Raw genomic sequence first — 23,121 nt, 5'->3', positions numbered from 1 at the left:
TTATCCTTCATATTTATGAAGGATTTTTTTTATTCTCAAAAATAAGAGGTGATATAAAATGGCAAAACCTACTGTAGCAATTGTTGGAAGACCAAACGTTGGTAAATCAACAATTTTTAATCGAATTGCTGGTGAACGAATTTCAATTGTTGAAGATACTCCTGGAGTGACCCGTGATCGTATTTATGCTCATGGGAGTTGGCTTGGTCACAATTTTAATTTGATCGACACTGGTGGAATTGAAGTTGCTGATGAACCATTTATTAAGCAAATTACTGATCAAGCAGAAATTGCGATTGATGAAGCTGATGTAATTATATTTATGGTAAATGGTAAGCAGGGAATGACTGACGCTGATGAACGAGTGGCCCAATTATTGTATCGATCTGATACACCAGTTGTATTGGCGGTTAATAAAATTGACAATCCCGAAAGTCGGGCCGACATTTATGATTTCTATGCTTTGGGGTTTGGTGACCCATACCCCATTTCGGGATCTCACGGACTTGGTTTAGGGGATTTGTTAGATGCTGTTGTTAAGAATTTCCCAGAAAATGTTAACGAAGCTGACGATGATAGTATTAAATTTAGTGTGATTGGCCGACCAAATGTTGGCAAGTCATCACTTGTCAATGCTATTTTAGGAGAGAATCGGGTGATCGTATCAAATGTAGCTGGTACTACTCGCGATGCGATTGACACTAAGTTTGAAAATGATGGTCAAGAGTACACCATTGTTGATACCGCAGGAATTCGGAAACGTGGTAAGGTTTATGAAAAGACCGAGAAATACAGCGTAATGCGAGCTATGAGAGCAATTGATGGAAGTGATGTGACATTGATGGTTCTCAATGCAGAAGAAGGCATTAGAGAGCAAGACAAGCGGGTTGCTGGATATGCGCACGAGGCTGGCAAGGGTGTCATCATTGTCGTTAATAAATGGGACGCTTTAAAAAAGGATAATCACTCGCAACAACAATTTGAAGCTGATATTCGTGAGCAATTTCAGTATTTGGCTTACGCACCCATTATTTTTGTATCCGCAACGACCAAACAACATGTTAGTCAGTTACCATCTTTGATTAAACGAGTTAACGAAAACCACCAGCGTCGAATCCAGTCGTCAACCTTAAATGATGTTATCATGGATTCAATCGCAATTACTCCAACACCAACCAGAAATGGGAAGCGACTTCGGATTTACTATGCTACCCAGGTTGCTGTTGGACCGCCAACGATTGTCTTGTTTGTAAATGATCCAGAACTACTTCATTTTTCGTACAAACGTTATTTGGAAAATCAAATTAGAAAAAATTTTGACTTTGCTGGGACACCAATTCACTTGATAGCAAGGCGTCGAAAGTAATGACTAATGGTAACAACCTTCTAATCATAATTATATTAAAATTTTTTTAGTAAATGTTAATTATACTTCCATTATTTGTTGCAATGACACCATTCTTATGCTAAATTAAGACTAGAAATGATGTAGTCGTACATCATTTCCCCTGGCTTAATCTTTAACTTATTGGGTGTTTTTTACATAAAAAACATCTATTCAGGAGGTGAATACACATGGCCAACAAAGCAGAATTAGTTAATGATGTCGCAAAGGCAACTGGTTTAACTAAGAAAGATGCCACCGCAGCTTTGGATGCAGTTTTTGACTCAATCCAAGACAAGTTGACTCACGGTGAAAAGGTACAATTGATCGGTTTTGGTAATTTCGAAGTACGTAATCGTGCCGCTCGTAAGGGACGTAACCCCCAAACTGGTGCAGAAATTCAAATCCCTGCAAGTAAAGTACCTGCCTTTAAACCTGGTAAGGCTTTAAAGGAAGCTGTTAAATAGTTTTATTTAATGGTTTAACCAGTGCGCTTATGCGTACTGGTTTTTTTATTAGTAGGAGGACCATGTGTAATGACTTATTCAGAGCAAGCCTTAGACGCCCTAAAAAAGGGTGATATGAGTCAATTTAATGATGACATCAAAAAAGCCAAGGTAAATGATAGTGATGATATGATTTATTCGTTAGCAGAAGAACTTTATTCATTAGGTTTTTTAAACGAATCGATTGATATATATAAAGATCTTTTAAAAAAATATCCTGAGGAAGACGAGTTAAGAACAAGTATTGCAGATATTTTGATTTCTGAAGGCAAGATTGATAAAGCGCTTAATTATTTAAGTGAGATTAAACCTGATTCCCCAAATTATGTTAATGCTTTGATGGTTGAAGCTGATCTTTATCAAACTCAGGAAATGTATAACGTTAGTGAACAAAAGTTACTTGAAGCTGAAAAAATTGATCCAGACGAAAATGTAATTAAATTTGCCCTGGCTGAATTGTATTTTTCTACCGGACAATTTGATAAAGCCATTCCTATATATTTGGGAATAATTAAACAAGGTGTTTTGAACATTTCTTCAGTTAATTTGGTTGAAAGGTTAGGGGTGGCATATGCTAATGCAGGTCATTTTGAACAGGCTATTGGATACCTTGAACAGATTAAGCCCATTGATATGACGCCAGACGTCAAATTTGAAACGGGTTTTACTTACTTACAGTTGAAGAACTACGCTAAAGCGATTGAGATGTTCAAGCAGTTGCGAGAAGAGGATCCTCAGTATGCCTCACTATATCCTTACTTAGGGGAAGCATACATTCAAATGAATGAACCTGAAAATGCTTTAAAGGTTTATCAGGAGGGTATGAGCGTTGATCAGTATAATGTCAATATGTACATTAAAGCCGCAGACGTTGCTGCTAAACTTTCAAAAGAAGATCTAGCCCTGAAGTATCTTAATAATGGACATCAGGTTGATCCGGATAACATGGAATTAGTTATTAAGTTATCTAATTTGTACGTTAAGCAGGGCGAATATCAAAAAAATGTTGATTTTTTGAGCCCATACGTAAAAGAAGAAGAAACCGATCCACAAATTTACTGGAATTTGGCGGTGTCTTATGCTCATCTTGAAAAGTATGATGATGCTCAAAAGTACTATGAGCGAGCTCTTCCGTACTTTGATGATAATCCTGATTTCTTACGTGAGGCGATTTTATTGTTCAGAGAGAATGGTCAAATTAAGGAAACCATTAAATTGTTAAAACATTATGTGAAACTTGTCCCGACTGATGATGAAATGGCATACATGCTTGAAGATTTAGAAGATTACGAGTAACAAAATAAGGATCAGAGTTGGATTTGATACTCTGATCCTTATTTTTGTGCTAATTTTTGATAATAGATTAGTGACGCTGGATCCATTCTTAAATCATGTGCAAGAGTTTTGTCACTATCATTTGGATGTTGATTGAAGTAGTTAACGACGAATGCTTGGTATAGTGATTTGGGATTAAGATTCATTGCTAGGTATTCACTATCTGGCTTTAAGTATTTGTGAAGACCTGCAGATGTAATATGGCAGTTGGAAGCGATTCTTTGCTTTAAAAAGAGGTCCTTTGAATGATGACGAATTTGAAGCGGGGTAACAAATTTTTGAAAATTAGATAAAAAGGATTTTTCTTCAGGTGAAAAGTCAACGTGGTTTAATTCATGATAAAAGCCAGGCAAGAGAAACTCTGAAGATTGGTATCCCTTACTGATAAGTAACAGTGTCATTTTAGTGTAGTGGTGAACCTCAGGATCTTCGAGGATAGTTGGTAAAGAATAGATCCACTTGGTAATGTATGAATTATGTTCGTTTTTTTCCTTACTTTTAATGTTAATTGTAGGAAGATGGGTATTAAGGTGGTTGTTAAATAAGAATTTAAAGTAGACGTTGATCTGAGATAAAACCTTGTTATAGGTATTGTTTCCGTTATTACGCTTGGAAATGATCATATCTAGATATTGCTCGATGTCTCGATCAAAGATTTGACTAACTCGGTGATCCGCTTGGTATCCCACGTTGAAATTAGATAAATAATTAAAAAGATCCGATAAGGTTTTGGAATACTCTCTAATGGTTACATTTGAGAGTTCTTTTTTTCTTAGATAACGTTCAAAATGATCTTGATATGGATAATTGTTACTCATGATTTGTCTCCTGTAATAAGTTACTTTAACTTAATCATAACACAAGAACCAGACACAAGCCTAACTTTTATATGATAATTTTGGTAGAATGAAATCAGTGAAGGTGTGTGGATCATGAAAATAGACAACTTACCAAGTGAATTTGATGATGCTAGAAGGGTTCTTCAGACAATTGAAGAAGCGGGATTTCAAGCTTATTTTGTTGGCGGATCAGTCCGTGACACTATTTTGCATGCACCAATTCATGACGTTGATATCGCAAGTAGTGCGTATCCTGAAGAAATTAAAACCATTTTCAAGAAGACAATTGATACTGGGATTGAACACGGAACCGTCACGGTGGTGCACGATGGTCGATCTTATGAAATCACGACGTTTCGGACTGAATCAGGATACCAAGATTATCGGCGTCCCGATCAAGTTACCTTTGTTCGATCACTTGAAGATGATTTAAAGCGTCGTGATTTTACTATCAATGCGCTTGCCATGAAAGAAAATGGTGAAATCATTGACTTGTTTGGTGGCTTAAATGATTTAAGAAATCATCTAATTAAGGCTGTTGGAGATCCAGAACAACGTTTTAATGAGGATGCTTTACGAATGATGCGTGCTGTTCGCTTTGCTAGTAAACTGGATTTTGCAATTGAAAAGAACACTTTTAACGCGATTAGTAAACATAGTTATCTATTAAAAAAGATTGCTGTGGAACGAATTAACGTGGAATTTGTAAAGATGATGCTAGGGATGGCTCCTGGCAGGGGGCTTAAACAGATGATCCAAACGAATTTAATTAAGTATGTTCCCGTCTTGGGTGATTATGTTTCTGAAATAGCTAGGTTAGGGTCACGTCCCATTTCAGAATACATTAATAACGAAGTTCAGGTTTGGTCCTTAATTGCATGTCAGTGCGAATTAAATAGTGAACAGATTGGACATCTGATGAAGAGTTGGAAGGGATCAAATAGGTTAACCGAGAACGTTAAACTAACGGTTAAAGCAACTTACAAGATTGTAAGTGATGTTTTAGATCCAGTAACGTCGTATAAAGTTGGTCGCATCAATCTTGATAACGCATGTCAAGTAGCCATGACCTTAGGTAAGGTAGTCAATATTGACCAAATAGAAAATGAATATGATCGCCTTCCGATTAAAAGTAAAAGTGAACTAAAAATTAACGGTAAAATGTTGATTGATAGAGGTTTTAAACCAGGTCCATTATTAGGAAATGTTCTTAATCAACTGGAACGTTCCGTTATAAGTGGCCAAATTAAAAATGATTCAGATTCACTACTTTCTGCATCGAAGCAAATAAATAATGATTAAAAATAATTGGAGCAGATATTGTGCAAACATTAAAAGCAGAAAACTTGACGAAGACGTATGGTGAAAAGACTTTATTTAAAAATCTTGACTTTATTATCAATGAACATGACCGAATTGGATTAATTGGAACGAATGGAAGTGGTAAATCGTCCCTTTTAAATACTATTTCTGGAATTGATCATGATGTTAATGGGACAATTACCACTTCTAAGTCGTACACAATTGGATACCTAAAGCAGGTTCCAGATTTAGATGAAAACCTAACCGTTATTGACGCTGTTTTTGCTGGTGATCAAAAGATTTTTAAAATCATCAGATCTTATGAACATGCACTTAAAAATTACTCTAAGCATCCGGAAAATTCAGATTTTGAAAAAAAGTTTGAGAATGCAGAAGCAAAAATGAATGAAGAGGATGCCTGGACGGCGGAAGTGGACGTTAAAAACATCCTTAATCAACTGAAAATTACCGATTTAGATCAAAAGGTGGGTAGCATGTCGGGTGGCCAGCAGAAACGAGTTGGATTAGCTCAGGTTTTAATTCAGTCACCTGATTTACTTTTATTAGATGAACCTACCAATCACTTGGATTTTGACTCGATTGACTGGTTGGAACGGTTTTTGAGTAAATACAAGGGAGCTTTAGTATTTGTTACCCATGATCGTTATTTTTTGGATCAAATTGCTAATCAAATATGGGAATTATCATTTGGTAAACTTTATAAGTATCCCGGTAATTATCAAGATTATGTCCAGAGGAAGGCTGAACTTGATGAAGAGCAAGAGGCTGCCTCTCATAAGCAGCAACGGCTTTACAAACAAGAGTTAAAGTGGATGAAAAAAGGCGCTAAAGCTCGTTCCACTAAGCAACAAGCACGAATTAATCGATTTAACGATTTAAAAGCTGATGTTGATCAGGGCAATCCAATCGATGAAGATGTCGATATTACAATGGGTCAAAAACGGCTTGGAAAAAAAGTGATTGACATTAAACACGCTAACTTAACAATTGCTCATAAGCCAATTCTAAGAGATTTCAGCATGTTAATTCAAAATGGTGAACGAATCGGAATTAGTGGTGAAAATGGTGCCGGAAAATCAAGCTTTTTAAATGTAATTGCTGGAAAGCTTCCACTTCAGTCCGGTACCATTGATATTGGTGAAACCGTTAAAATGGCATATTATACACAAAAAATGGAGAAAATCCCGGAAGACAAACGTGTTATTAGTTATTTAACCGATATCGGTGAAAATGTGGTTGATAAGGATGGAAATAAGGTCAGCGTTACTAATTTATTAGAACAGTTCCTTTTTCCTAAATTTATGCATGGAACTTTGATCCGCAAGCTTTCAGGTGGAGAAAAAAGGCGCCTTTATTTACTGAAATTATTGATGGAGCAACCAAATGTGCTTCTTCTTGATGAGCCAACTAATAATCTCGATATTGGGACCTTAACGGTTCTAGAGGATTACATCAAGCACTTTAATGGGACAACGATTACAGTATCTCATGATCGTTACTTTCTTGATAAAGTAGCTGATCGATTATTGATTTTTGATGGGAATGCTAAAATTGAGCGTTATACTGGTCAATTTACTGATTATCTACAAAAAATGAAAATGCAAAGGAAACAGGTTCATCATGATGGTAAGAACCAAACCAATAGCCGATTAGATGAAGCTAAAGATAGCACTTCCGAGAAAAAAAGCACGAAATCGAAAACCAAGTTAACGTATGCTGAAAGAATTGAGTGGGATAAGATCGATGGCAAGATTAATTCTTTAGATCGCCAGACTAAAGATGTAAAAAAACAGATGCAAGAAAATGGTTCGGATTACGATAAGTTAGCAGAGTTACAACGAAATCTTGATGAATTAAATCAGAAATCGGATCAATTAATGAACCGATGGGAATATTTGAGCCAGTACGTTGATGAGTAGTTGTTTTTATTAAAAAAGGAAGAGATTAAAATGTTAGAGGATGCATATTTAAATCTAGAACGTTACGTTTTAGATAATGGTCACAAAAAATCAGATCGAACTGGTACAGGAACCATTAGTACCTTTGGTTATCAAATGCGTTTTAACTTACAGGACGGATTTCCACTTTTAACCACTAAGGCGGTTCCCTTTCGGTTGATTAAATCAGAATTACTCTGGTTTTTGCGGGGTGATACTAACATTCGTTATTTACTTAAACATAATAATCATATTTGGGATGAATGGGCGTTTGAAAAATGGATTAATTCTGATGAATATCATGGACCAGATATGACTAATTTTGGTTTGCGTTCACAAAGTGATCCCGAATTTAATGAAGAATACCAAAAGCAGAAGAAAATATTTTGTGAACGAGTTTTAAATGACGATGATTTTGCCAAAAAATATGGCGATCTAGGCTTGGTTTACGGAAGCCAATGGCGTAACTGGAAAACGAGCAATGGTAAGGCCATTGACCAGATTAAAAATGTTATTAATACCATTAAAACTAATCCTGATTCCAGAAGAATGATTGTGAGTGCTTGGAATCCAGAAGATATTCCTAGTATGGCTCTTCCACCTTGTCATGTAATGTTTCAGTTTTACGTAAACGATGGCAAGTTAAGTTGTCAACTGTATCAGCGTAGTGGTGATATTTTTTTAGGAGTTCCATTTAATATTGCAAGTTATGCTTTACTTACTAGTTTAATTGCCAAAGAGGTCGGATTAATTCCTGGTGACTTTGTCCATACGTTGGGTGATGCTCATATTTACAGTAATCACATTGATCAAGTCAAAGAGCAGTTAACGAGAAAGCCACACTCAGCTCCACGTCTATGGCTAAATCCCGATAAGGAAAGTATTTTTGATTATGATATGGATGATATTAAGGTGGTTGATTATCACCACGACAAGCCAATTAAAGCGTCAGTGGCAGTATAGGAGATTATTATGTTAGCTTATATTTGGGCAGAATCAAATGGACATGTCATTGGAAAAGATGGTAAATTACCCTGGCACTTGCCGGATGACATGCAATTTTTTAAACGTAATACGATCGATCATCAAATTCTAGCTGGTAGAACCACGTATGATAGTTTTAAAAGACCATTACCAAGACGCAAAAATTTGGTTTTGACTCACCGCCCGCAGAGTGATTTTCCGAGTGGGGTTGTGACCTTTAAAACGGTTGATGAATTTTTGAAGTATGCAAAAAGATACCCTAATGAAATGATTTTTGTGGTTGGTGGAACGTCCGTATTTGAAGATTTGTTGCCATTTGTTGATTATCTATATCGTACTAGTATCAATCATGATTTTGATGGGGATGTTAAAATGATTGATATTGATTATTCTCAATTTGAATTAGAAAAGAAGATTTCCGGAAAAGTTGATGAACATAATGTTTATCCGCATACTTTTGAGATATTTAAGCGTAAGAAATAAGAGGTAAGAAATTGAGAAAAAGTTTTTATGAGTTTTTAATGACTAGAAGACATCCAGGGAGTTCTGATCCGATTGCGGAATTTGCTAATAATGCGTTCTTTGATCAATTATTTCCAAAGCAAGAGGATAATTTTGAAAGGCTTTCTAAGTACTTGGAGGAAAATGCTGGTTATTTACCATCCATGACAATTTTTGATGATGCATGGAAAGAGTATCTTGCCTACCTCGATTAACGATAAAGGAGCAGTAAATGGGAAGTAATATACAATGGTTTCCTGGACACATGGCGAAAGCTATTCGTCAGTTTGAGGAAAATGTCCATGTTGTTGATATTATTTTTGAATTGGTTGATGCAAGGATTCCGTATTCATCGATTAATCCAGAGATTAAGCGGGTATCAGGTAATAAGCCACGCTTGTTTATTTTAACTAAATCTGATTTAGCTGATCCAAAGATGACTAAAGAATGGTTAGATTACTTTAATAGTACGGGATTATCGGCCATCTCAATTGATTCAAAATCACGTGGAGTCAGAAATAAGATTGAGACTGCTGCTCGGAAAGTTCTGAAGGATAAGTTAGAGCAATCGCAAGCAAAGGGCCTAAAGAAAGACATCATTAAAGCTATCTGTGTGGGAGTTCCGAACGTAGGCAAGTCAACTTTGTTGAATCAGTTAGTTAGTAAAAGATCAGCAGCGGTTGGCAATCGTCCAGGAGTAACTAAGGGCCAACAATGGTTAACCTCCAGTAAAACGATGGATTTATTAGATACTCCCGGAATATTGTGGCCAAAGTTTCAAAATCAGGAGATTGCTGATAAATTAGCGTTAACGGGAGCAATTAAGGAGAGTATTTATCATCCTGATGATATTGCTTTATTTGCACTTCATTTTTTTCGTAGTCACCATAGCGACGAGATCTTGAGACGTTATCATTTGGGTCCGTCCGATTTAAATCTAAGTGATGTTGAGTTATTACTTAAAATTACTGAAAAGATTGGAATGAAAGACGATTACGACCGAGCCAGCGTCAGGATTATTAATGATGTTCAAGGGGGAAAATTAGGACGTTTTACGTTAGATTCCCTTGAACTGGTGGAAAGAAATGAACATGGCAATGACGATTAGAGAAATTTCTGAGCGGTTTGCTAACGTTGATAATGTTAGTGATCCGCTTTTTGTCCGCTTTGGGGATGATCCACGAATTGGAGTTCAAAGAATTATTAAGAGAACGTTGAAGCGAATTAATACCCAGACCGAGAAAAAACGTGATTTTTTAACCAGACTTAAATATGAAAAAGAAATATGGCAACGCGGGGTGAAGTATATTGCTGGCGTTGATGAAGTGGGCAGAGGGCCGCTTGCTGGTCCAGTAGTCGCTGGTGCGGCAATTTTACCAGTTGACTTTGATCTTATTGACGTCAATGATTCCAAAAAATTGAGTGATGAAAAAAGACGAGAACTAGTTCCAAAAATCAAAAAGGAAGCGATTGCTTACAACTATTTTGCGGTTTCAAGTCAGATGATTGATCAAGTCAATATTTATGAAGCAACTAGAATTGCCATGAAAAACGTAATTAGTAAGTTAGATCCACAGCCAGGTCATATTATTGTGGACGCAATGACAATTGATGACAGTATTCCGCAGACTAGGTTGATTAAGGGAGACTCAAAATCAGTTAGTGTTTCTGCTGCTAGTATCCTTGCTAAGGTTTTTCGAGACGATTTAATGAATGAATACGCTCGTAAGTATCCTGGATATGGATTCGAACGAAATGCGGGTTATGGAACCAAAGAACATTTACGGGCTTTAGATAAACTTGGCCCGACCCCAATTCATCGCAAGACTTTTTCACCAGTATTAAAAACAATCAATCATTAATTTACGTATTTATCCATAGACAAACCAGGAGGTAGAAAATGGATAAACGGAAATTATTGCTTAGAATCAAGTTATGTCGTGGGATTGGGATTAAAGGCGAAGCAATTCTTGCACGGTGGGTTAAGGGGACTTCAGTTGAAAACATGTCTTTATCTGAGGTTGAAGGTGAATTAATCAATCTATTAAAACGTCATCATTTGCAGACAACGAAGTTTAAGAATTCATTTTTAAGTAGTGAGTTAGAGCGATCTTTTCGTTTGAACCAAAAGTGTCATTGGATAACCATTCTTGATGATGGTTATCCTGAACAACTTGCTGATATTTATTGCGCGCCAATTGTGCTCTTTTATGTGGGTGACGTGTCGTTACTTACAACACGTTCGATTTCTGTGGTAGGAGCACGACAGTGTACAAGTTATTCAATTGCAGCAATTAAGGAAATTATTACACGTCAGGTACTTAAAAAGTTTACGATTGTGTCTGGTCTGGCTAAGGGAGTTGATTGTTTAAGTCATCAGTGTGCTTTAGCACATGATGGCCGTACAATTGCGGTGATTGGAACAGGCCTCGACCGTTTTTATCCCGCTGAATGTACGCAGCTTCAGGATAATTTGATGAGAACCAACCTGGTTATCAGTGAGTATCCATTAGGAAGTAGGCCCTTAAAATATCATTTTGTGGAACGAAATCGCATTATTGCTGGTCTTTGCGAAAAATTAATTGTTGTTGAGGCAAAGCAAAGGTCAGGAAGTTTAATTACTGCTAGTTTGGCTTTGTCTGAAAATCGGGATGTCCTTGCCATACCAGGTAATATTACTTCTCCACTTTCTAAGGGTTGTAATCAACTAATTGCTTCTGGAGCACGTCCTTGTTTGAGTGATAATGATGTTTTGGAGGATTCTTTAGTTTGACAGGTCTTTAAAACTGCAATATGATATGGAAGAAATTTAAACGGAAATTATCATGTATTAATGAAGAAAAAATAACGAGGATAATTTTAATGGCCACAACTTCTGTAGCAAAGACAAAGAAAACAACTAAAACAAAAAAACGTAAAGCAAGTTCAAGAAAGAAAAAATTAGTGATTGTCGAATCGCCAGCTAAGGCAAAGACGATTCAAAAGTATCTGGGAAGTACCTATAAGGTCGTAGCAAGTAAAGGACACGTTCGTGATCTCCCTAAGAGTAGGATGGGCGTGGACATTGAAGACGATTTTAAACCTGACTACATTTCAATTAGGGGGAAAGGTGACGTAATTAAAATGCTAAAGTCAGAGGCTAAGAAGTCGAAGATGATTTACTTAGCATCTGACCCTGATCGTGAGGGTGAGGCAATTGCCTGGCATGTTTCCCACGTGTTGAATCTTGACGTTAATGATCAAAATCGCGTGGTCTTTAACGAAATTACCAAGGATACCGTTAAGGATGCTTTTAAACATCCAAGAACGATCGATATGAATCTCGTGGATGCTCAACAAGCACGTCGGGTTTTGGATCGATTAGTGGGATATTCGATTTCTCCACTGCTTTGGAAAAAAGTAAAAAAGGGATTAAGTGCCGGACGGGTACAGTCAGTAGCATTGTGGTTAGTGATTGATCGGGAACGTCAAATTAGAAAATTTGAGCCAGAAGAATACTGGACAATTGATTCTGAATTTAAGTCTGGGCGTTCAAAGTTTAAAGCTAGTTTCTACGGTCTTAATGGCAAGAAAGCGAAACTTGCGAATAATGATGATGTACAAAAAGTTTTAAAACAAATTGATCCAAAAGCTGATTTTGATATTACAAAAGTCACTAAAAAAGAACGGCGGAGACAACCGAACGCACCATTCACAACTAGTACTCTTCAACAAGATGCTAACCGGAAATTAAATTTTAAGACTGGACGAACAATGATGGCTGCCCAGCAACTTTATGAGGGAATTAATATTGGCAAAGAAGGAAGCCAGGGTCTCATTACCTATATGAGAACTGATTCAACAAGAATCTCATCAATTGCTAAGCATGAGGCAGCTACCTTTCTTCATGAAAAGTATGGGGCAGAATACTCTGCTAATAAACCAATTAAGGGGAAAATGCCAGAAGGCGCTCAGGATGCGCACGAAGCAGTCCGACCTACATCCGTTTATCGGACTCCTGCAAACATTAAACAATATCTTACTAAGGATCAATATAAACTTTACAATTTAATTTGGTCACGATTTGTAGCTAGTCAAATGACTCCAGCAATTATGGATACTGAAACAGTAACCATTGAACAAAATGGTGTAACGTATCGTGCTAACGGCTCAAAGATGAAATTTGAAGGTTTTTTGAAAGTCTATTCAAATGGGAAAGAGAAAGATAATATCTTGCCTGATTTAAATAGTGGTGACACCGTTAAATTATCTAAAAATAATCCAGACCAACACTTTACTCAACCACCAGCTCGATACACTGAAGCCAATCTGATTAAAACTTTAGAAGAGAATGGAGTGGGACGTCCATCTACCTATTCGCCAACATTAGGTACAATTCAAAAACGTTATTACGTTAAACTAGTTGGAAAACGATTTGAACCAACCGAACTCGGTGAGATTGTAAATAAAATTATTGAAGAGTACTTTCCTGACATTGTCAACGTTGATTTCACGGCTGATGTCGAAGGAAAATTGGATGAGATCGAAGAAGCTAAAGAAAAATGGGTTGAAGTTGTAGATCACTTCTATCAACCATTTTCAAAAGAAGTTGATCATGCGGAACAGCTTATGGAAGATGTTCAAATTAAGGATGAATTAGCCGGGTTTAACTGTGAGATATGTGGTGCGCCGATGGTCGTAAAGATGGGGAAGTATGGCAAGTTTTACGCTTGTTCACGCTTTCCTGATTGCCGCAATACTCAAGCAATTGTCAAAGAAATTGGTGTAACTTGTCCGAAGTGTAAGAAAGGCCAAGTTATTGAACGTAAAACAAAAAAGAATCGGTTGTTTTATGGATGTTCACGTTATCCTGAATGTGACTTTGTTTCATGGGATAAGCCAATTGGACGAGATTGTCCAAAGTGTGGTCATTTCTTGGTTGAAAAAAAGGTTCGCGGTGGCATGCAAGTGATTTGTCCAAACGGCGATTATAAAGAAGACATTCAGAAATAATTAAAATAGCTGTTCCTCGGAACGGTTTTATTTATAAGGTAAAATGTAAAAAGTTACTTTAACTTAGGAAAAACTAATGCAAAACAAAAAACTAATCAAACTATTCGTAAAATATATTGTAAACGAACGTCAATATTCAAAAGACACGGCTAAAGCTTACGAAGACGATCTTGAGGAATTTAATGTATTTCTACAGACGTCAGGAAATGCTAAAAGCTTTAAAAATATCGACAATTTTGACGTTGAAGTTTTCTTAGGTACTTTGCACGATAGAGGAGATGAGAATAGCACCATCGCTCGTAAAATTTCTTCATTAAGGTCTTTTTTTAATTTTTTGCTAAACAATGAACTAATTTCGGACAATCCGTTTGAATATGTTCACATAAAAAAGCATAATAAGCATTTACCAAGATTCTTTTATCAAAAAGAATTAGACATTCTTTTTAAAACAGCCGCAAGTAATCAGGACAAACGAATTGCTACTCGTGACAGTGCCATTCTTGAGGTTCTATACGGGACGGGAATGAGAGTCAGTGAGTGCTCCAATCTTGATATTAACGACATTGATTTTGATAATCGAATCATGCTTGTTTTAGGTAAGGGAAACAAGGAACGTTATCTGCCATTTGGAAGGTATGCTAAAAGTGCTATTTTACGATATATGGAGAAATGCCGAACGCCAATTATGCGTAAATATCATAAAGACCATCTTTACTTATTTATCAATCAGCATGGTGATAAACTGTCAAGCCGCGGTATTGAATACATTTTAGATGGAATTATGAAAAGAAGTGGTCTTAATAGTTCAATTCATCCTCACATGCTTCGTCATACATTTGCCACTCAAATGTTGAATAATGGAGCTGATCTTAGAACTGTTCAGGAATTGCTTGGTCATTCTGATTTATCTACAACCCAAATTTATACTCATGTTACCAAAGAAGGACTACTTAAGAACTACCAGAAGTTCTTTAAGCGTCCTGATGAAGATAATCCAAACTAACTTTTGAAGGGAATTTAATTATGACAGTAAAATTTGAAGCTACCACAATTTGCGCCATCAGACATAATGGTCACGTTGCACTAGCTGGTGACGGTCAAGTTACTATGGGAGAAAAAGTTATCATGAAGGGAACCGCACATAAAATCCGTCGGATCTTTGATGGGAAAGTTGGAGTCGGTTTTGCTGGAAGTGTTTCTGATGCATTTAACCTAGAAGAAAAGTTTGAAAAAAAGTTGAAAGAATATAGCGGCAACTTAAAAAGAGCTTCAGTAAAATTAGCTCAAGAATGGCGCGGCGATCAACAGTTACAAAAACTTGAGGCCATGCTAATTGTTGCCGATCATGATAATTTGCTTTTAGTATCTGGTTCAGGAGAAGTAATTGAGCCAGACGATGATATTTTAGCAATTGGATCTGGTGGTAATTTTGCATTAGCAGCAGCCACTGCAATGAAACATAAGGCGCCTGAAATGTCAGCTGAAGAAATTGCCAAAGCTGCTATTAACATTGCTGCTGACATTGATATTTTTACTAATCACAATGTAATTTCTGAAGAACTATAAACCGAGGTATTAATTAATGACAAAAGAAGAACAAATGACACCAAAAGAAATTGTTTCCCAATTAGATAATTATATTGTTGGACAGGACGATGCTAAGAAGTCTGTAGCAATCGCGTTGCGTAATCGTTACCGTCGTCTTCAATTAAGCCCACAGATGCAAGAGGACATTACTCCTAAAAACTTATTGATGATCGGTCCCACTGGAGTTGGTAAGACAGAAATTGCACGTCGTTTGGCTAAGATTGTAGACGCTCCATTTGTCAAAGTAGAAGCAACCAAATTCACTGAAGTTGGATACGTTGGTGGAGATGTTAATTCAATGGTTCGTGATTTAGTTGAGAGCTCAGTTCAAATGGAAAAGAAAATTGAGTTTAAAAACGTTAGACGTGAAGCTGAAAAGAAAGCGAATAAGGACTTGGCTGAGATCATTTCACGCGAAGAAAATCACGTAGATGATCCAGAAGCAATCGCAAATAACGATAAAAAATTAGAAGATACGGTCAAAGAGTTTAATAAGGCGTTTAAGAAGGGTAAGCCAATTGATCTATCTTGGTTAACTCAAAAAGATCCCTTCATGGATAATGACGAAAAGAATAAAATTAAAAATGATGCCGATCAAATTTTAAATCAAATTGAAAACGGCGAGTTAGAGGACCATGAAGTTAAAATCTCCATTGATGACCCAGCAACTGCACTAAACGCGGACAACAGCAAAATGGAACAAATGGGAATTAACTTGCAGGGATTAGAGAGTATGCTGCCAAAGAAGCAAGTTGAAAGAGTCCTTCCGTTAAAAGAAGCTCGTGAAGCATTAATCAATCAAGAATCAGAAACACTAATTGACGATGCCAAAGTGAATGGCTCAGCAATTAAACGTGCCGAAAATACCGGGATTATTTTTATAGATGAAATTGATAAATTGACTGGTGGAAACAAACAAACTCGTGGAGAAGTGTCAAGAGAAGGTGTTCAACGAGACATTTTACCAATCGTTGAAGGTGTAAATGTAAATACTAAGTATGGAGTCATAAATACCAATCACATCTTGTTTATCGGTTCCGGTGCTTTTGCTGATAGTAAGCCTTCAGATTTAATTCCTGAACTGCAAGGTCGATTTCCAATTCGAGTAGAATTAAATGATCTAAGTAAGAATGACTTTGTTAAAATTTTAACTGAACCGAGTGATGCATTAATTAAGCAATATGTAGCATTAATTGGGACGGATAATATTAAAGTAACTTTTACTAAGGAAGCAATTGAAAAAATTGCTGATATTGCATATTCTGTTAACCATGATACTGATAATATCGGGGCTAGACGGCTTCACACAATTCTAGAAAAATTACTTGAAGATATTTTGTATGAAGGACCAGATATGCATATGGGTGATATTACGATTAACCAACAATACGTTGAAGACAAAGTTGGTAATCTTGCGGCTGATGAAAATATAGCACGATATATTTTATAGTTTCTACATTTTGTGAAATAATATATAAAGAAAGGGAGGGATTAAATTGCCAGTTACACTAAAAAATGATTACTTAACGGTTCGAATTAATCAAAAAGGTGCTGAGATTGTTTCGGTTAAGGATCAAAGCGGTACTGAATATATTTGGGGTGCTAATAAAAAGTACTGGAAGCGTCATGCACCGATCTTGTTTCCAATCGTTGGTCGACTTCAAGATGATGATTATATTTACGATGGAAACAGTTATCATATGTATCAGCATGGTTTTGCTAGAGATAGTGAGTTTGAGATCGAATCTCACAACCAAACCGAAGTCAATTTTATGTTGCATTCGAGTGCGGCTACTAGAAAGATTTATCCCTTTAACTTTAATTTATCTATTCACTATGAGCTAGATGAACACACCATTGCGGTTGAAATGGTAGTAGAAAATATCAATCCAGATCCAATGTATTTCTCATTAGGAGCTCATCCAGGATTCAACGTCCCATTGTTTCCTAAGAAAGAAACATTTGATGATTATTCGGTCTCGATTGCTCCAAAGCATGACTATAAAACTGTTAGAATTGATCAGAATGGATACAGTAATATTAAACATCCAATTGAAAAAACGCTGAACGATCCACTACAGTTAAATCGTAACCTATTTATTCATGATGCAAAGGTGCTTGATGTATCTGATAATGAGCAAACTACCGTTATGCTCCAATCAGATGTCACCGAGCATGGAGTCGCTTTGACTGCTTACGACTGTAAGTACATTGGTATCTGGTCAACTTATCCTAAAAATGCTCCCTTTGTGTGTTTAGAACCATGGTGGGGAATTGCTGATGAGGAAGGCAGTACTGGATTTTTAAAAGATAAGGCCGATATAAGTAAACTTGACCCGAACGAAAGCTTAAATGCTGATTTTGATATTACTTTCTTCTAAATAAGATTAAATTAAATAAGGGACACTCGTTGAGTGCCCCTTATTTATGCTGTTTTTTTGAAGGAATGGATTTCTTTACGTATTTTAAGTACCAGTAATAAAGACCAAACGGAACGAGATTTTCATCTCCATGAATAATCTTAATGATGTTGTTACGGTGGCGATAGAAAGTAAATATTGTTAAACAAATTGCTAGAATTGTCAGTGCTGGATCGTTTTCAAATAATGATGCAATAACAATAATGGTAAAGCCTAGCATACTAGCAAGACTTACCATACTAGTAACAAAGATACAGATAATCCAAGTTCCGGCCGCAATGCAGAAAAAGACGAAGTTATATGCCCAAAGCATCCCGGCACTAGTTGCAACTGCCTTACCACCACGAAAATGATCAAAAATTGAATAAGTATGGCCTAAGATCGCTGCCAGTCCAAAAATGAGTGGGTACCATGAATGGATTCCAAACTGCATTGGTAACCAAGTAGCAATGGCGCCCTTAGCAATATCAAGAATCATCACAATGGTTCCTGCAAACCATCCTAGTACCCGATAAGTGTTGGTAGCTCCAATATTTTTGGAGCCATGTCGTCTAATGTCGATATGAAAAAATACTTTGCCAATCCAAATTCCGTTGGGAATTGATCCCAATAAATAAGCAAAGATTAGGAGAATAATAAATTTAACCATATCTTCCTCCGTATTATTAATGTAATATATAAGTCCCAAAAGTTTATTCTATCATTAAAAAGATGATTTTAAAATTTAGTTTGGAAAAATGAGCTAACTTTAAAACGTCTTTGCAATCAAGTTTAAATAGGTTATTATTAAAAACGATGACTAAAAGAAGGAGTCTTTCCTAATGACACAGGCAAAAAAGCAAGAGTATGATGACTCTTCAATTCAAGTTTTACATGGTTTAGAAGCAGTTCGAAAACGACCTGGTATGTACATAGGTTCTACTGATTCAAAGGGATTGCACCATTTAGTTTACGAAATTGTTGACAATGCAGTCGATGAAGCATTAGCTGGCTATGGTGATGAAATCAACGTTACCATTCACGAAGATGATAGTATCACAGTGGTTGATCATGGGCGTGGTATGCCAACTGGAATGCATTCTTCTGGAAAACCAACTCCTGAAGTAATTTTAACGGTTCTTCATGCTGGTGGGAAATTTGGCCAAGGAGGATATAAAACTTCTGGGGGATTGCACGGAGTTGGGTCAAGTGTTGTTAATGCACTTTCAACTCATTTAACGGTTCAAATTGTCCGTAATGGTACTCTTTATCAAGAAGATTTTAAAAATGGTGGGCATCCTGTTGGAACCCTAAAAAAAATTGGAAAAACCAATAAACATACCGGAACGACTGTCACATTTAAACCTGATCCGGACATCTTTACTACTACAACTTATAATTATGATATCTTGGCAGAACGGCTTCGTGAGTCTGCCTTTTTGCTGAAGGGCGTTAAAATAACGCTTAAAGATGAAAGACCCGGAAAGATTCGTGAAGATGAGTTCCAGTTCAAAGATGGCATCAAAGAATTTGTTGATTATTTAAACGAGGGTAAAAGTACCCTTGGGAAAGTTATGTATTTCGATGGTAAAAAAGATGGCATCGAAGTTGAAGTTGCTGCTCAATACAATGACGGCTATACCGAAAATATGCTTTCATTTGTTAACAATGTGAGAACTAAGGACGGTGGGAGTCATGAAGCCGGCTTTAGGAGTGCATGGACCAAGTCCTTCAATGAATACGCTAGAAAAGTTGATTTATTAAAAGATAAAGACAAGAACCTGGAGGGAAACGATGTTCGTGAGGGGTTAACTGCTGTCGTAGCGTTAAAAGTACCTGAAGAACTGCTCCAATTTGAGGGTCAAACTAAAGAAAAGTTGGGAACCCCGATTGCAAGGTCAGTTGTTGATAGTGTTGTTTCAGAACAATTACTTTATTACCTCATGGAAAATAGTGACTTTGCTAAAACTTTGATTAAAAAGGCCACCAATGCGCGCACAGCGCGTGAGGCTGCTAAAAAGGCTCGGGAAGAAAGTCGACATGGTAAAAAGAAAAAGAAACGAGAACGACTCCTTTCTGGGAAACTGACCCCAGCTCAGTCAAAAGATACGAGTGAAAACGAATTATTTCTAGTTGAAGGAGATTCGGCCGGAGGCTCCGCTAAGCAAGGACGAGATCGAAAGCATCAAGCAATTTTACCGTTACGTGGGAAGGTTCTAAACACTGAACGTGCTAAACTTCCCGATATTATGAAAAATGAGGAAATTAGTACGATTATCTACACAGTAGGAGCGGGTGTAGGAACTGATTTTAAGATCGAGGAATCAAATTATGACAAAATTATTATCATGACAGATGCGGACGATGATGGTGCCCACATTCAGATCCTCCTTTTAACTTTCTTCTATAAATACATGCGGCCAATGATTGAAGCAGGTAAGGTATATATTGCATTACCGCCACTTTATAAATTGCAACATGGTAAGGGGAAGAGATCCAAAGTAGAATATGCTTGGACCAATGAAGAACGTGATCAAGACATTAAAGATTTTAAATCAGGATATTCGTTACAGCGTTTCAAAGGTTTGGGCGAGATGAACGCGGATCAATTATGGGAAACTACGATGGATCCTGCCAAAAGGACTTTAATTCGAGTTCGAATCGATGATGCAGCTGATGCAGAACGACAAGTATCAACTTTAATGGGTAATAAAGTAGAACCACGTCGAAAATGGATTGAAAATAACGTTCAATTTAATCTCGAAGAAGACGGAAGTATTTTAGATAATACTGAGAAAAATTAGCTTGGAGGTGATGAAATGGCACATAGATCTAAAATTAAAGATTTAACTCTTTCAGAAGTTATGGACGAACGGTTTAGTCGTTATTCTAAATCAATTATTCAAGAGAGAGCATTGCCAGACGTCCGTGATGGACTTAAACCCGTTCAAAGACGGATTTTGTATGCCATGAATAAGGATGGCAATACTTCTTCTAAAGGATTTAGAAAAGCAGCTAAATCAGTTGGTAACGTCATGGGTAATTTTCATCCTCATGGCGATAGTTCAATCTATGAAGCTATGGTTCGTATGAGTCAAGACTGGAAACTACGGGAACCGTTGATTGAGATGCACGGAAACAATGGTTCAATGGATGGTGACCCTCCAGCAGCCATGCGTTACACAGAAGCTCGCTTAAGTAAAATATCAGATGAAATGTTGCGGGATATCGATAAGGATACCGTTGATTGGGTTTTAAACTTTGATGATACGGAGTATGAACCTGTCGTTCTTCCTTCTAGATTTCCTAACTTACTAGTAAATGGTGCTACTGGAATTTCAGCGGGATATGCCACCGAAATCCCACCACACAATCTCGGTGAAGTAATTGATGCATTAATTTATCTACAAAAGCATCCAAATGCCACACTTGATAGTCTGATGAAGTACGTTAAAGGACCAGACTTTCCAACTGGCGGAATCATTCAGGGACTTGACGGAATTAAACAGGCCTACGAAACTGGTAAGGGACGCATCATGATCCGTTCTAAAACTTCAATCGAAGCATTACGTGGAAATAAACAGATGATCAAGATAACCGAAATTCCTTATGAAGTTAATAAGGCTCAATTAGTCAAACAAATTGACGAAGTTAGGATCAACAAAAAAATCGATGGAATTGCCGAAGTAAGAGACGAATCAGATCGCGAAGGATTGACGATTGCAATTGAATTGAAACGGGACGTTGATAGTACTAGTATCTTAAATTACTTGTTCAAAAATACTGACCTGCAAATTTCGTATAATTTTAATGTCGTTGCTATTAGCAATATGGCACCAAAAAGGCTTTCTCTAAAAGAAATCTTAGTTGCTTACTTGGATTATCAACGCGATGTTATATCTAAAAGAACTAAATTTAATTTAGATAAAGCCAATGCACGACAACACATTGTCTTGGGTTTGATTAAGGCATTATCAATCCTAGACCAGGTGATTAAAACCATTCGTGCTAGTAAAGATAAACAAGATGCACGAAATAATTTAATTTCTGAATACGATTTTTCCGAAAAACAAGCGGATGCGATTGTTGCCTTACAATTGTATCGTTTAACTAATACAGATGTTACTGAATTAAAAAAAGAAAACGCTGATTTGGCAGCTAAAATTGCTGAATATGAGACTATTTTAGCAAGTCCAGATGAACTTGACTCTGTTTTAAGAAGCGAACTTAGAGATATTGCAAAACGTTACCGTAATCCACGCCGTACTAAAATTGAAGACAAAATTCAAAATCTGGAAGTTAGTGAGGAAGTTACGCTTCCGGACGAAAATGTAATGGTAATGGTAAGTAATGATGGTTATCTAAAACGCAGTAGTCTTCGCTCATTTAATGCGTCTGAGATCACTGATAACGGCTTAAAAGACGATGACCATGCCGTTTACCTAAATGAATTAAACACTCGTGATTCGCTGTTTATGTTCACTGACAAGGGTAATATGATTTATCGCCGTGTTTATGAAGTCGAAGACGTTAAGTGGAAAGACACGGGAGAACATATCTCAAGAATGAATGGGCTTGATGCCAATGAAAAAATCATTGCGGTTTATGACTTCTCTGATCTAAGTAAACAAGATGGTGAATTTGTAATTACAACTAGTGCTGGCCATATTAAGCGCACTGAATTTAGTAAATTACTTCCCAGTCGTACCTATAAAAGTCGCGCTGCAATGTATGAAAAATTGAAGGAACCGCTATCAAAAGTAGTCAATGTCTCATACAATCGGGTTGAAGATCCTGGTAGTGTCTTATTGATGACAGAAAAGGGAATGGCCCTTAGATACGACTTGCAGGAAGTTTCGTTGAATGGTCCGAGGACCACAGGAGTGAAGGCAATTAGTTTAGCTGATGATGATCACGTCGTTAACATGCAATTTGTAAATGATGAGTCTGAAATTGGAGTTGTTTTCCAAAATGGGAACTTTAAAAAGATGAGAGTAAGCGACATTCCAGTGACTAGCCGCGCACGAAAAGGAATTAAAGTCTTAAAGGAATTTAAAACCAAAAGTAATCTGTTAGCTGATTTTATCAAAATTGATTCTAGTGATGAAACGCTTAAAATTTATACTGATCACGCGACTTCACACGAAGTGGTCTTGGGTGACTATGGTACGTCAGGTCGTTTATCAAACGGGTCGTCCGTAATGAATACGAAGATGATTGGAACTCCAATTTTAATTGCCCATGACACTTTAAAACAATCTCAAGTTGATAATTTGCTATAGTAAATATAGTGATTTCGTGATAATATACACAATATAATAATAAATGTTAGTG

At 36.8% G+C, this 23,121-nt stretch carries 20 protein-coding genes; 18 read left to right on the top strand and 2 right to left on the bottom strand.

Annotation, left to right across the window (positions count from 1 at the left end; translation table 11 throughout):
- The first annotated feature begins 58 nt into the window (after positions 1 to 58).
- The 3 genes from der (at position 59) to AC6UDC_RS03870 (ending at position 3,186) form a co-directional block, all read left to right on the top strand.
- The gene (der, locus tag AC6UDC_RS03880; protein ID WP_500721406.1) at positions 59 to 1,366 is read left to right on the top strand and encodes a ribosome biogenesis GTPase Der; all 1,308 of its coding nucleotides are present in this window, start codon (positions 59 to 61) and stop codon (positions 1,364 to 1,366) included.
- 209 nt (positions 1,367 to 1,575) lie between these two features.
- Entirely contained in the window at positions 1,576 to 1,851 is a 276-nt protein-coding gene (gene hbs, locus AC6UDC_RS03875; RefSeq protein WP_010021419.1) for a non-specific DNA-binding protein Hbs, read from the top strand.
- A gap of 69 nt (positions 1,852 to 1,920) precedes the next feature.
- On the top strand, positions 1,921 to 3,186 hold the full coding sequence (locus AC6UDC_RS03870) for a tetratricopeptide repeat protein (RefSeq protein ID WP_500721403.1): 1,266 nt from the start codon (positions 1,921 to 1,923) through the stop codon (positions 3,184 to 3,186).
- A 38-nt stretch (positions 3,187 to 3,224) separates the two neighbouring features.
- Here the strand turns inward: AC6UDC_RS03870 and AC6UDC_RS03865 are convergent, their stop codons facing one another.
- Positions 3,225 to 4,043: a site-specific integrase gene (locus AC6UDC_RS03865; RefSeq protein WP_500721398.1), complete on the bottom strand. Its 819-nt coding sequence runs from the start codon at positions 4,041 to 4,043 to the stop codon at positions 3,225 to 3,227.
- A 114-nt stretch (positions 4,044 to 4,157) separates the two neighbouring features.
- Between AC6UDC_RS03865 and AC6UDC_RS03860 the strand changes: the two genes are divergently transcribed.
- The 13 genes from AC6UDC_RS03860 (at position 4,158) to AC6UDC_RS03800 (ending at position 17,769) form a co-directional block, all read left to right on the top strand.
- Positions 4,158 to 5,366, top strand: a complete 1,209-nt coding sequence (locus tag AC6UDC_RS03860) for a CCA tRNA nucleotidyltransferase (protein WP_500721393.1) — start codon at positions 4,158 to 4,160, stop codon at positions 5,364 to 5,366.
- 20 nt (positions 5,367 to 5,386) lie between these two features.
- Complete coding sequence (locus AC6UDC_RS03855; protein WP_500721389.1) at positions 5,387 to 7,306, top strand: ABC-F family ATP-binding cassette domain-containing protein; 1,920 nt, start codon at positions 5,387 to 5,389, stop codon at positions 7,304 to 7,306.
- A gap of 30 nt (positions 7,307 to 7,336) precedes the next feature.
- Complete coding sequence (locus tag AC6UDC_RS03850) at positions 7,337 to 8,287, top strand: thymidylate synthase (RefSeq protein ID WP_500721385.1); 951 nt, start codon at positions 7,337 to 7,339, stop codon at positions 8,285 to 8,287.
- A 9-nt stretch (positions 8,288 to 8,296) separates the two neighbouring features.
- Positions 8,297 to 8,791 carry a dihydrofolate reductase gene (locus tag AC6UDC_RS03845; RefSeq protein WP_500693773.1) on the top strand — a complete coding sequence of 165 codons (495 nt, stop codon included), beginning with the start codon at positions 8,297 to 8,299 and terminating at the stop codon, positions 8,789 to 8,791.
- A gap of 11 nt (positions 8,792 to 8,802) precedes the next feature.
- Complete coding sequence (locus AC6UDC_RS03840) at positions 8,803 to 9,024, top strand: YozE family protein (RefSeq protein WP_500693772.1); 222 nt, start codon at positions 8,803 to 8,805, stop codon at positions 9,022 to 9,024.
- Between the two features lie 17 nt (positions 9,025 to 9,041).
- Entirely contained in the window at positions 9,042 to 9,917 is an 876-nt protein-coding gene (gene ylqF, locus AC6UDC_RS03835) for a ribosome biogenesis GTPase YlqF (RefSeq protein ID WP_500707094.1), read from the top strand.
- Positions 9,895 to 10,671, top strand: coding sequence for a ribonuclease HII (gene rnhB, locus AC6UDC_RS03830; protein ID WP_500707095.1), 777 nt, complete (start codon positions 9,895 to 9,897; stop codon positions 10,669 to 10,671). Before ylqF ends, rnhB begins: the two co-directional genes overlap by 23 nt.
- A gap of 38 nt (positions 10,672 to 10,709) precedes the next feature.
- Positions 10,710 to 11,582: a DNA-processing protein DprA gene (dprA, locus tag AC6UDC_RS03825; protein ID WP_500707096.1), complete on the top strand. Its 873-nt coding sequence runs from the start codon at positions 10,710 to 10,712 to the stop codon at positions 11,580 to 11,582.
- A gap of 89 nt (positions 11,583 to 11,671) precedes the next feature.
- A complete protein-coding gene (gene topA / locus AC6UDC_RS03820) occupies positions 11,672 to 13,801 on the top strand; it encodes a type I DNA topoisomerase (protein ID WP_500695636.1) in 2,130 nt (709 codons plus the stop codon).
- Between the two features lie 76 nt (positions 13,802 to 13,877).
- Positions 13,878 to 14,804, top strand: coding sequence for a tyrosine recombinase XerC (gene xerC / locus AC6UDC_RS03815; RefSeq protein ID WP_500695637.1), 927 nt, complete (start codon positions 13,878 to 13,880; stop codon positions 14,802 to 14,804).
- Between the two features lie 20 nt (positions 14,805 to 14,824).
- Complete coding sequence (gene hslV, locus AC6UDC_RS03810) at positions 14,825 to 15,367, top strand: HslVU peptidase proteolytic subunit (RefSeq protein ID WP_500695638.1); 543 nt, start codon at positions 14,825 to 14,827, stop codon at positions 15,365 to 15,367.
- A 16-nt stretch (positions 15,368 to 15,383) separates the two neighbouring features.
- The gene (hslU, locus tag AC6UDC_RS03805) at positions 15,384 to 16,838 is read left to right on the top strand and encodes an ATP-dependent protease ATPase subunit HslU (protein ID WP_500695639.1); all 1,455 of its coding nucleotides are present in this window, start codon (positions 15,384 to 15,386) and stop codon (positions 16,836 to 16,838) included.
- 46 nt (positions 16,839 to 16,884) lie between these two features.
- Entirely contained in the window at positions 16,885 to 17,769 is an 885-nt protein-coding gene (locus AC6UDC_RS03800; protein ID WP_500707097.1) for an aldose 1-epimerase family protein, read from the top strand.
- A 40-nt stretch (positions 17,770 to 17,809) separates the two neighbouring features.
- Here the strand turns inward: AC6UDC_RS03800 and plsY are convergent, their stop codons facing one another.
- Positions 17,810 to 18,457, bottom strand: coding sequence for a glycerol-3-phosphate 1-O-acyltransferase PlsY (plsY, locus tag AC6UDC_RS03795; RefSeq protein ID WP_500693763.1), 648 nt, complete (start codon positions 18,455 to 18,457; stop codon positions 17,810 to 17,812).
- A 172-nt stretch (positions 18,458 to 18,629) separates the two neighbouring features.
- On the opposite strand from plsY, the gene parE reads away from it, so the two are divergent.
- Both parE and parC read left to right on the top strand, forming a co-directional pair.
- Positions 18,630 to 20,591 (top strand): DNA topoisomerase IV subunit B, encoded by a 1,962-nt coding sequence (parE, locus tag AC6UDC_RS03790; RefSeq protein ID WP_500693762.1) that lies wholly within the window; start codon positions 18,630 to 18,632, stop codon positions 20,589 to 20,591.
- Positions 20,592 to 20,606: 15 nt separating this feature from the next.
- Positions 20,607 to 23,069 carry a DNA topoisomerase IV subunit A gene (gene parC, locus AC6UDC_RS03785; protein WP_500699470.1) on the top strand — a complete coding sequence of 821 codons (2,463 nt, stop codon included), beginning with the start codon at positions 20,607 to 20,609 and terminating at the stop codon, positions 23,067 to 23,069.
- Positions 23,070 to 23,121: the final 52 nt, after the last annotated feature.

Source organism: Fructilactobacillus sp. X7R7C1 (assembly GCF_059901065.1).
Note: the sequence above shows the minus strand (reverse complement) of the source record. Positions and strands in the feature narration are given on the sequence as shown.

Bases quoted from the DNA above. Each gene is read 5' to 3' on its own strand.
- der (WP_500721406.1), top strand. From the start codon at position 59: ATGGCAAAACCTACTGTAGCAATTGTTGGAAGACCAAACGTTGGTAAA.
- hbs (WP_010021419.1), top strand. From the start codon at position 1,576: ATGGCCAACAAAGCAGAATTAGTTAATGATGTCGCAAAGGCAACTGGT.
- AC6UDC_RS03870 (WP_500721403.1), top strand. From the start codon at position 1,921: ATGACTTATTCAGAGCAAGCCTTAGACGCCCTAAAAAAGGGTGATATG.
- AC6UDC_RS03865 (WP_500721398.1), bottom strand. From the start codon at position 4,043: ATGAGTAACAATTATCCATATCAAGATCATTTTGAACGTTATCTAAGA.
- AC6UDC_RS03860 (WP_500721393.1), top strand. From the start codon at position 4,158: ATGAAAATAGACAACTTACCAAGTGAATTTGATGATGCTAGAAGGGTT.
- AC6UDC_RS03850 (WP_500721385.1), top strand. From the start codon at position 7,337: ATGTTAGAGGATGCATATTTAAATCTAGAACGTTACGTTTTAGATAAT.
- AC6UDC_RS03845 (WP_500693773.1), top strand. From the start codon at position 8,297: ATGTTAGCTTATATTTGGGCAGAATCAAATGGACATGTCATTGGAAAA.
- ylqF (WP_500707094.1), top strand. From the start codon at position 9,042: ATGGGAAGTAATATACAATGGTTTCCTGGACACATGGCGAAAGCTATT.
- rnhB (WP_500707095.1), top strand. From the start codon at position 9,895: ATGAACATGGCAATGACGATTAGAGAAATTTCTGAGCGGTTTGCTAAC.
- dprA (WP_500707096.1), top strand. From the start codon at position 10,710: ATGGATAAACGGAAATTATTGCTTAGAATCAAGTTATGTCGTGGGATT.
- topA (WP_500695636.1), top strand. From the start codon at position 11,672: ATGGCCACAACTTCTGTAGCAAAGACAAAGAAAACAACTAAAACAAAA.
- xerC (WP_500695637.1), top strand. From the start codon at position 13,878: ATGCAAAACAAAAAACTAATCAAACTATTCGTAAAATATATTGTAAAC.
- hslV (WP_500695638.1), top strand. From the start codon at position 14,825: ATGACAGTAAAATTTGAAGCTACCACAATTTGCGCCATCAGACATAAT.
- hslU (WP_500695639.1), top strand. From the start codon at position 15,384: ATGACAAAAGAAGAACAAATGACACCAAAAGAAATTGTTTCCCAATTA.
- plsY (WP_500693763.1), bottom strand. From the start codon at position 18,457: ATGGTTAAATTTATTATTCTCCTAATCTTTGCTTATTTATTGGGATCA.
- parE (WP_500693762.1), top strand. From the start codon at position 18,630: ATGACACAGGCAAAAAAGCAAGAGTATGATGACTCTTCAATTCAAGTT.
- parC (WP_500699470.1), top strand. From the start codon at position 20,607: ATGGCACATAGATCTAAAATTAAAGATTTAACTCTTTCAGAAGTTATG.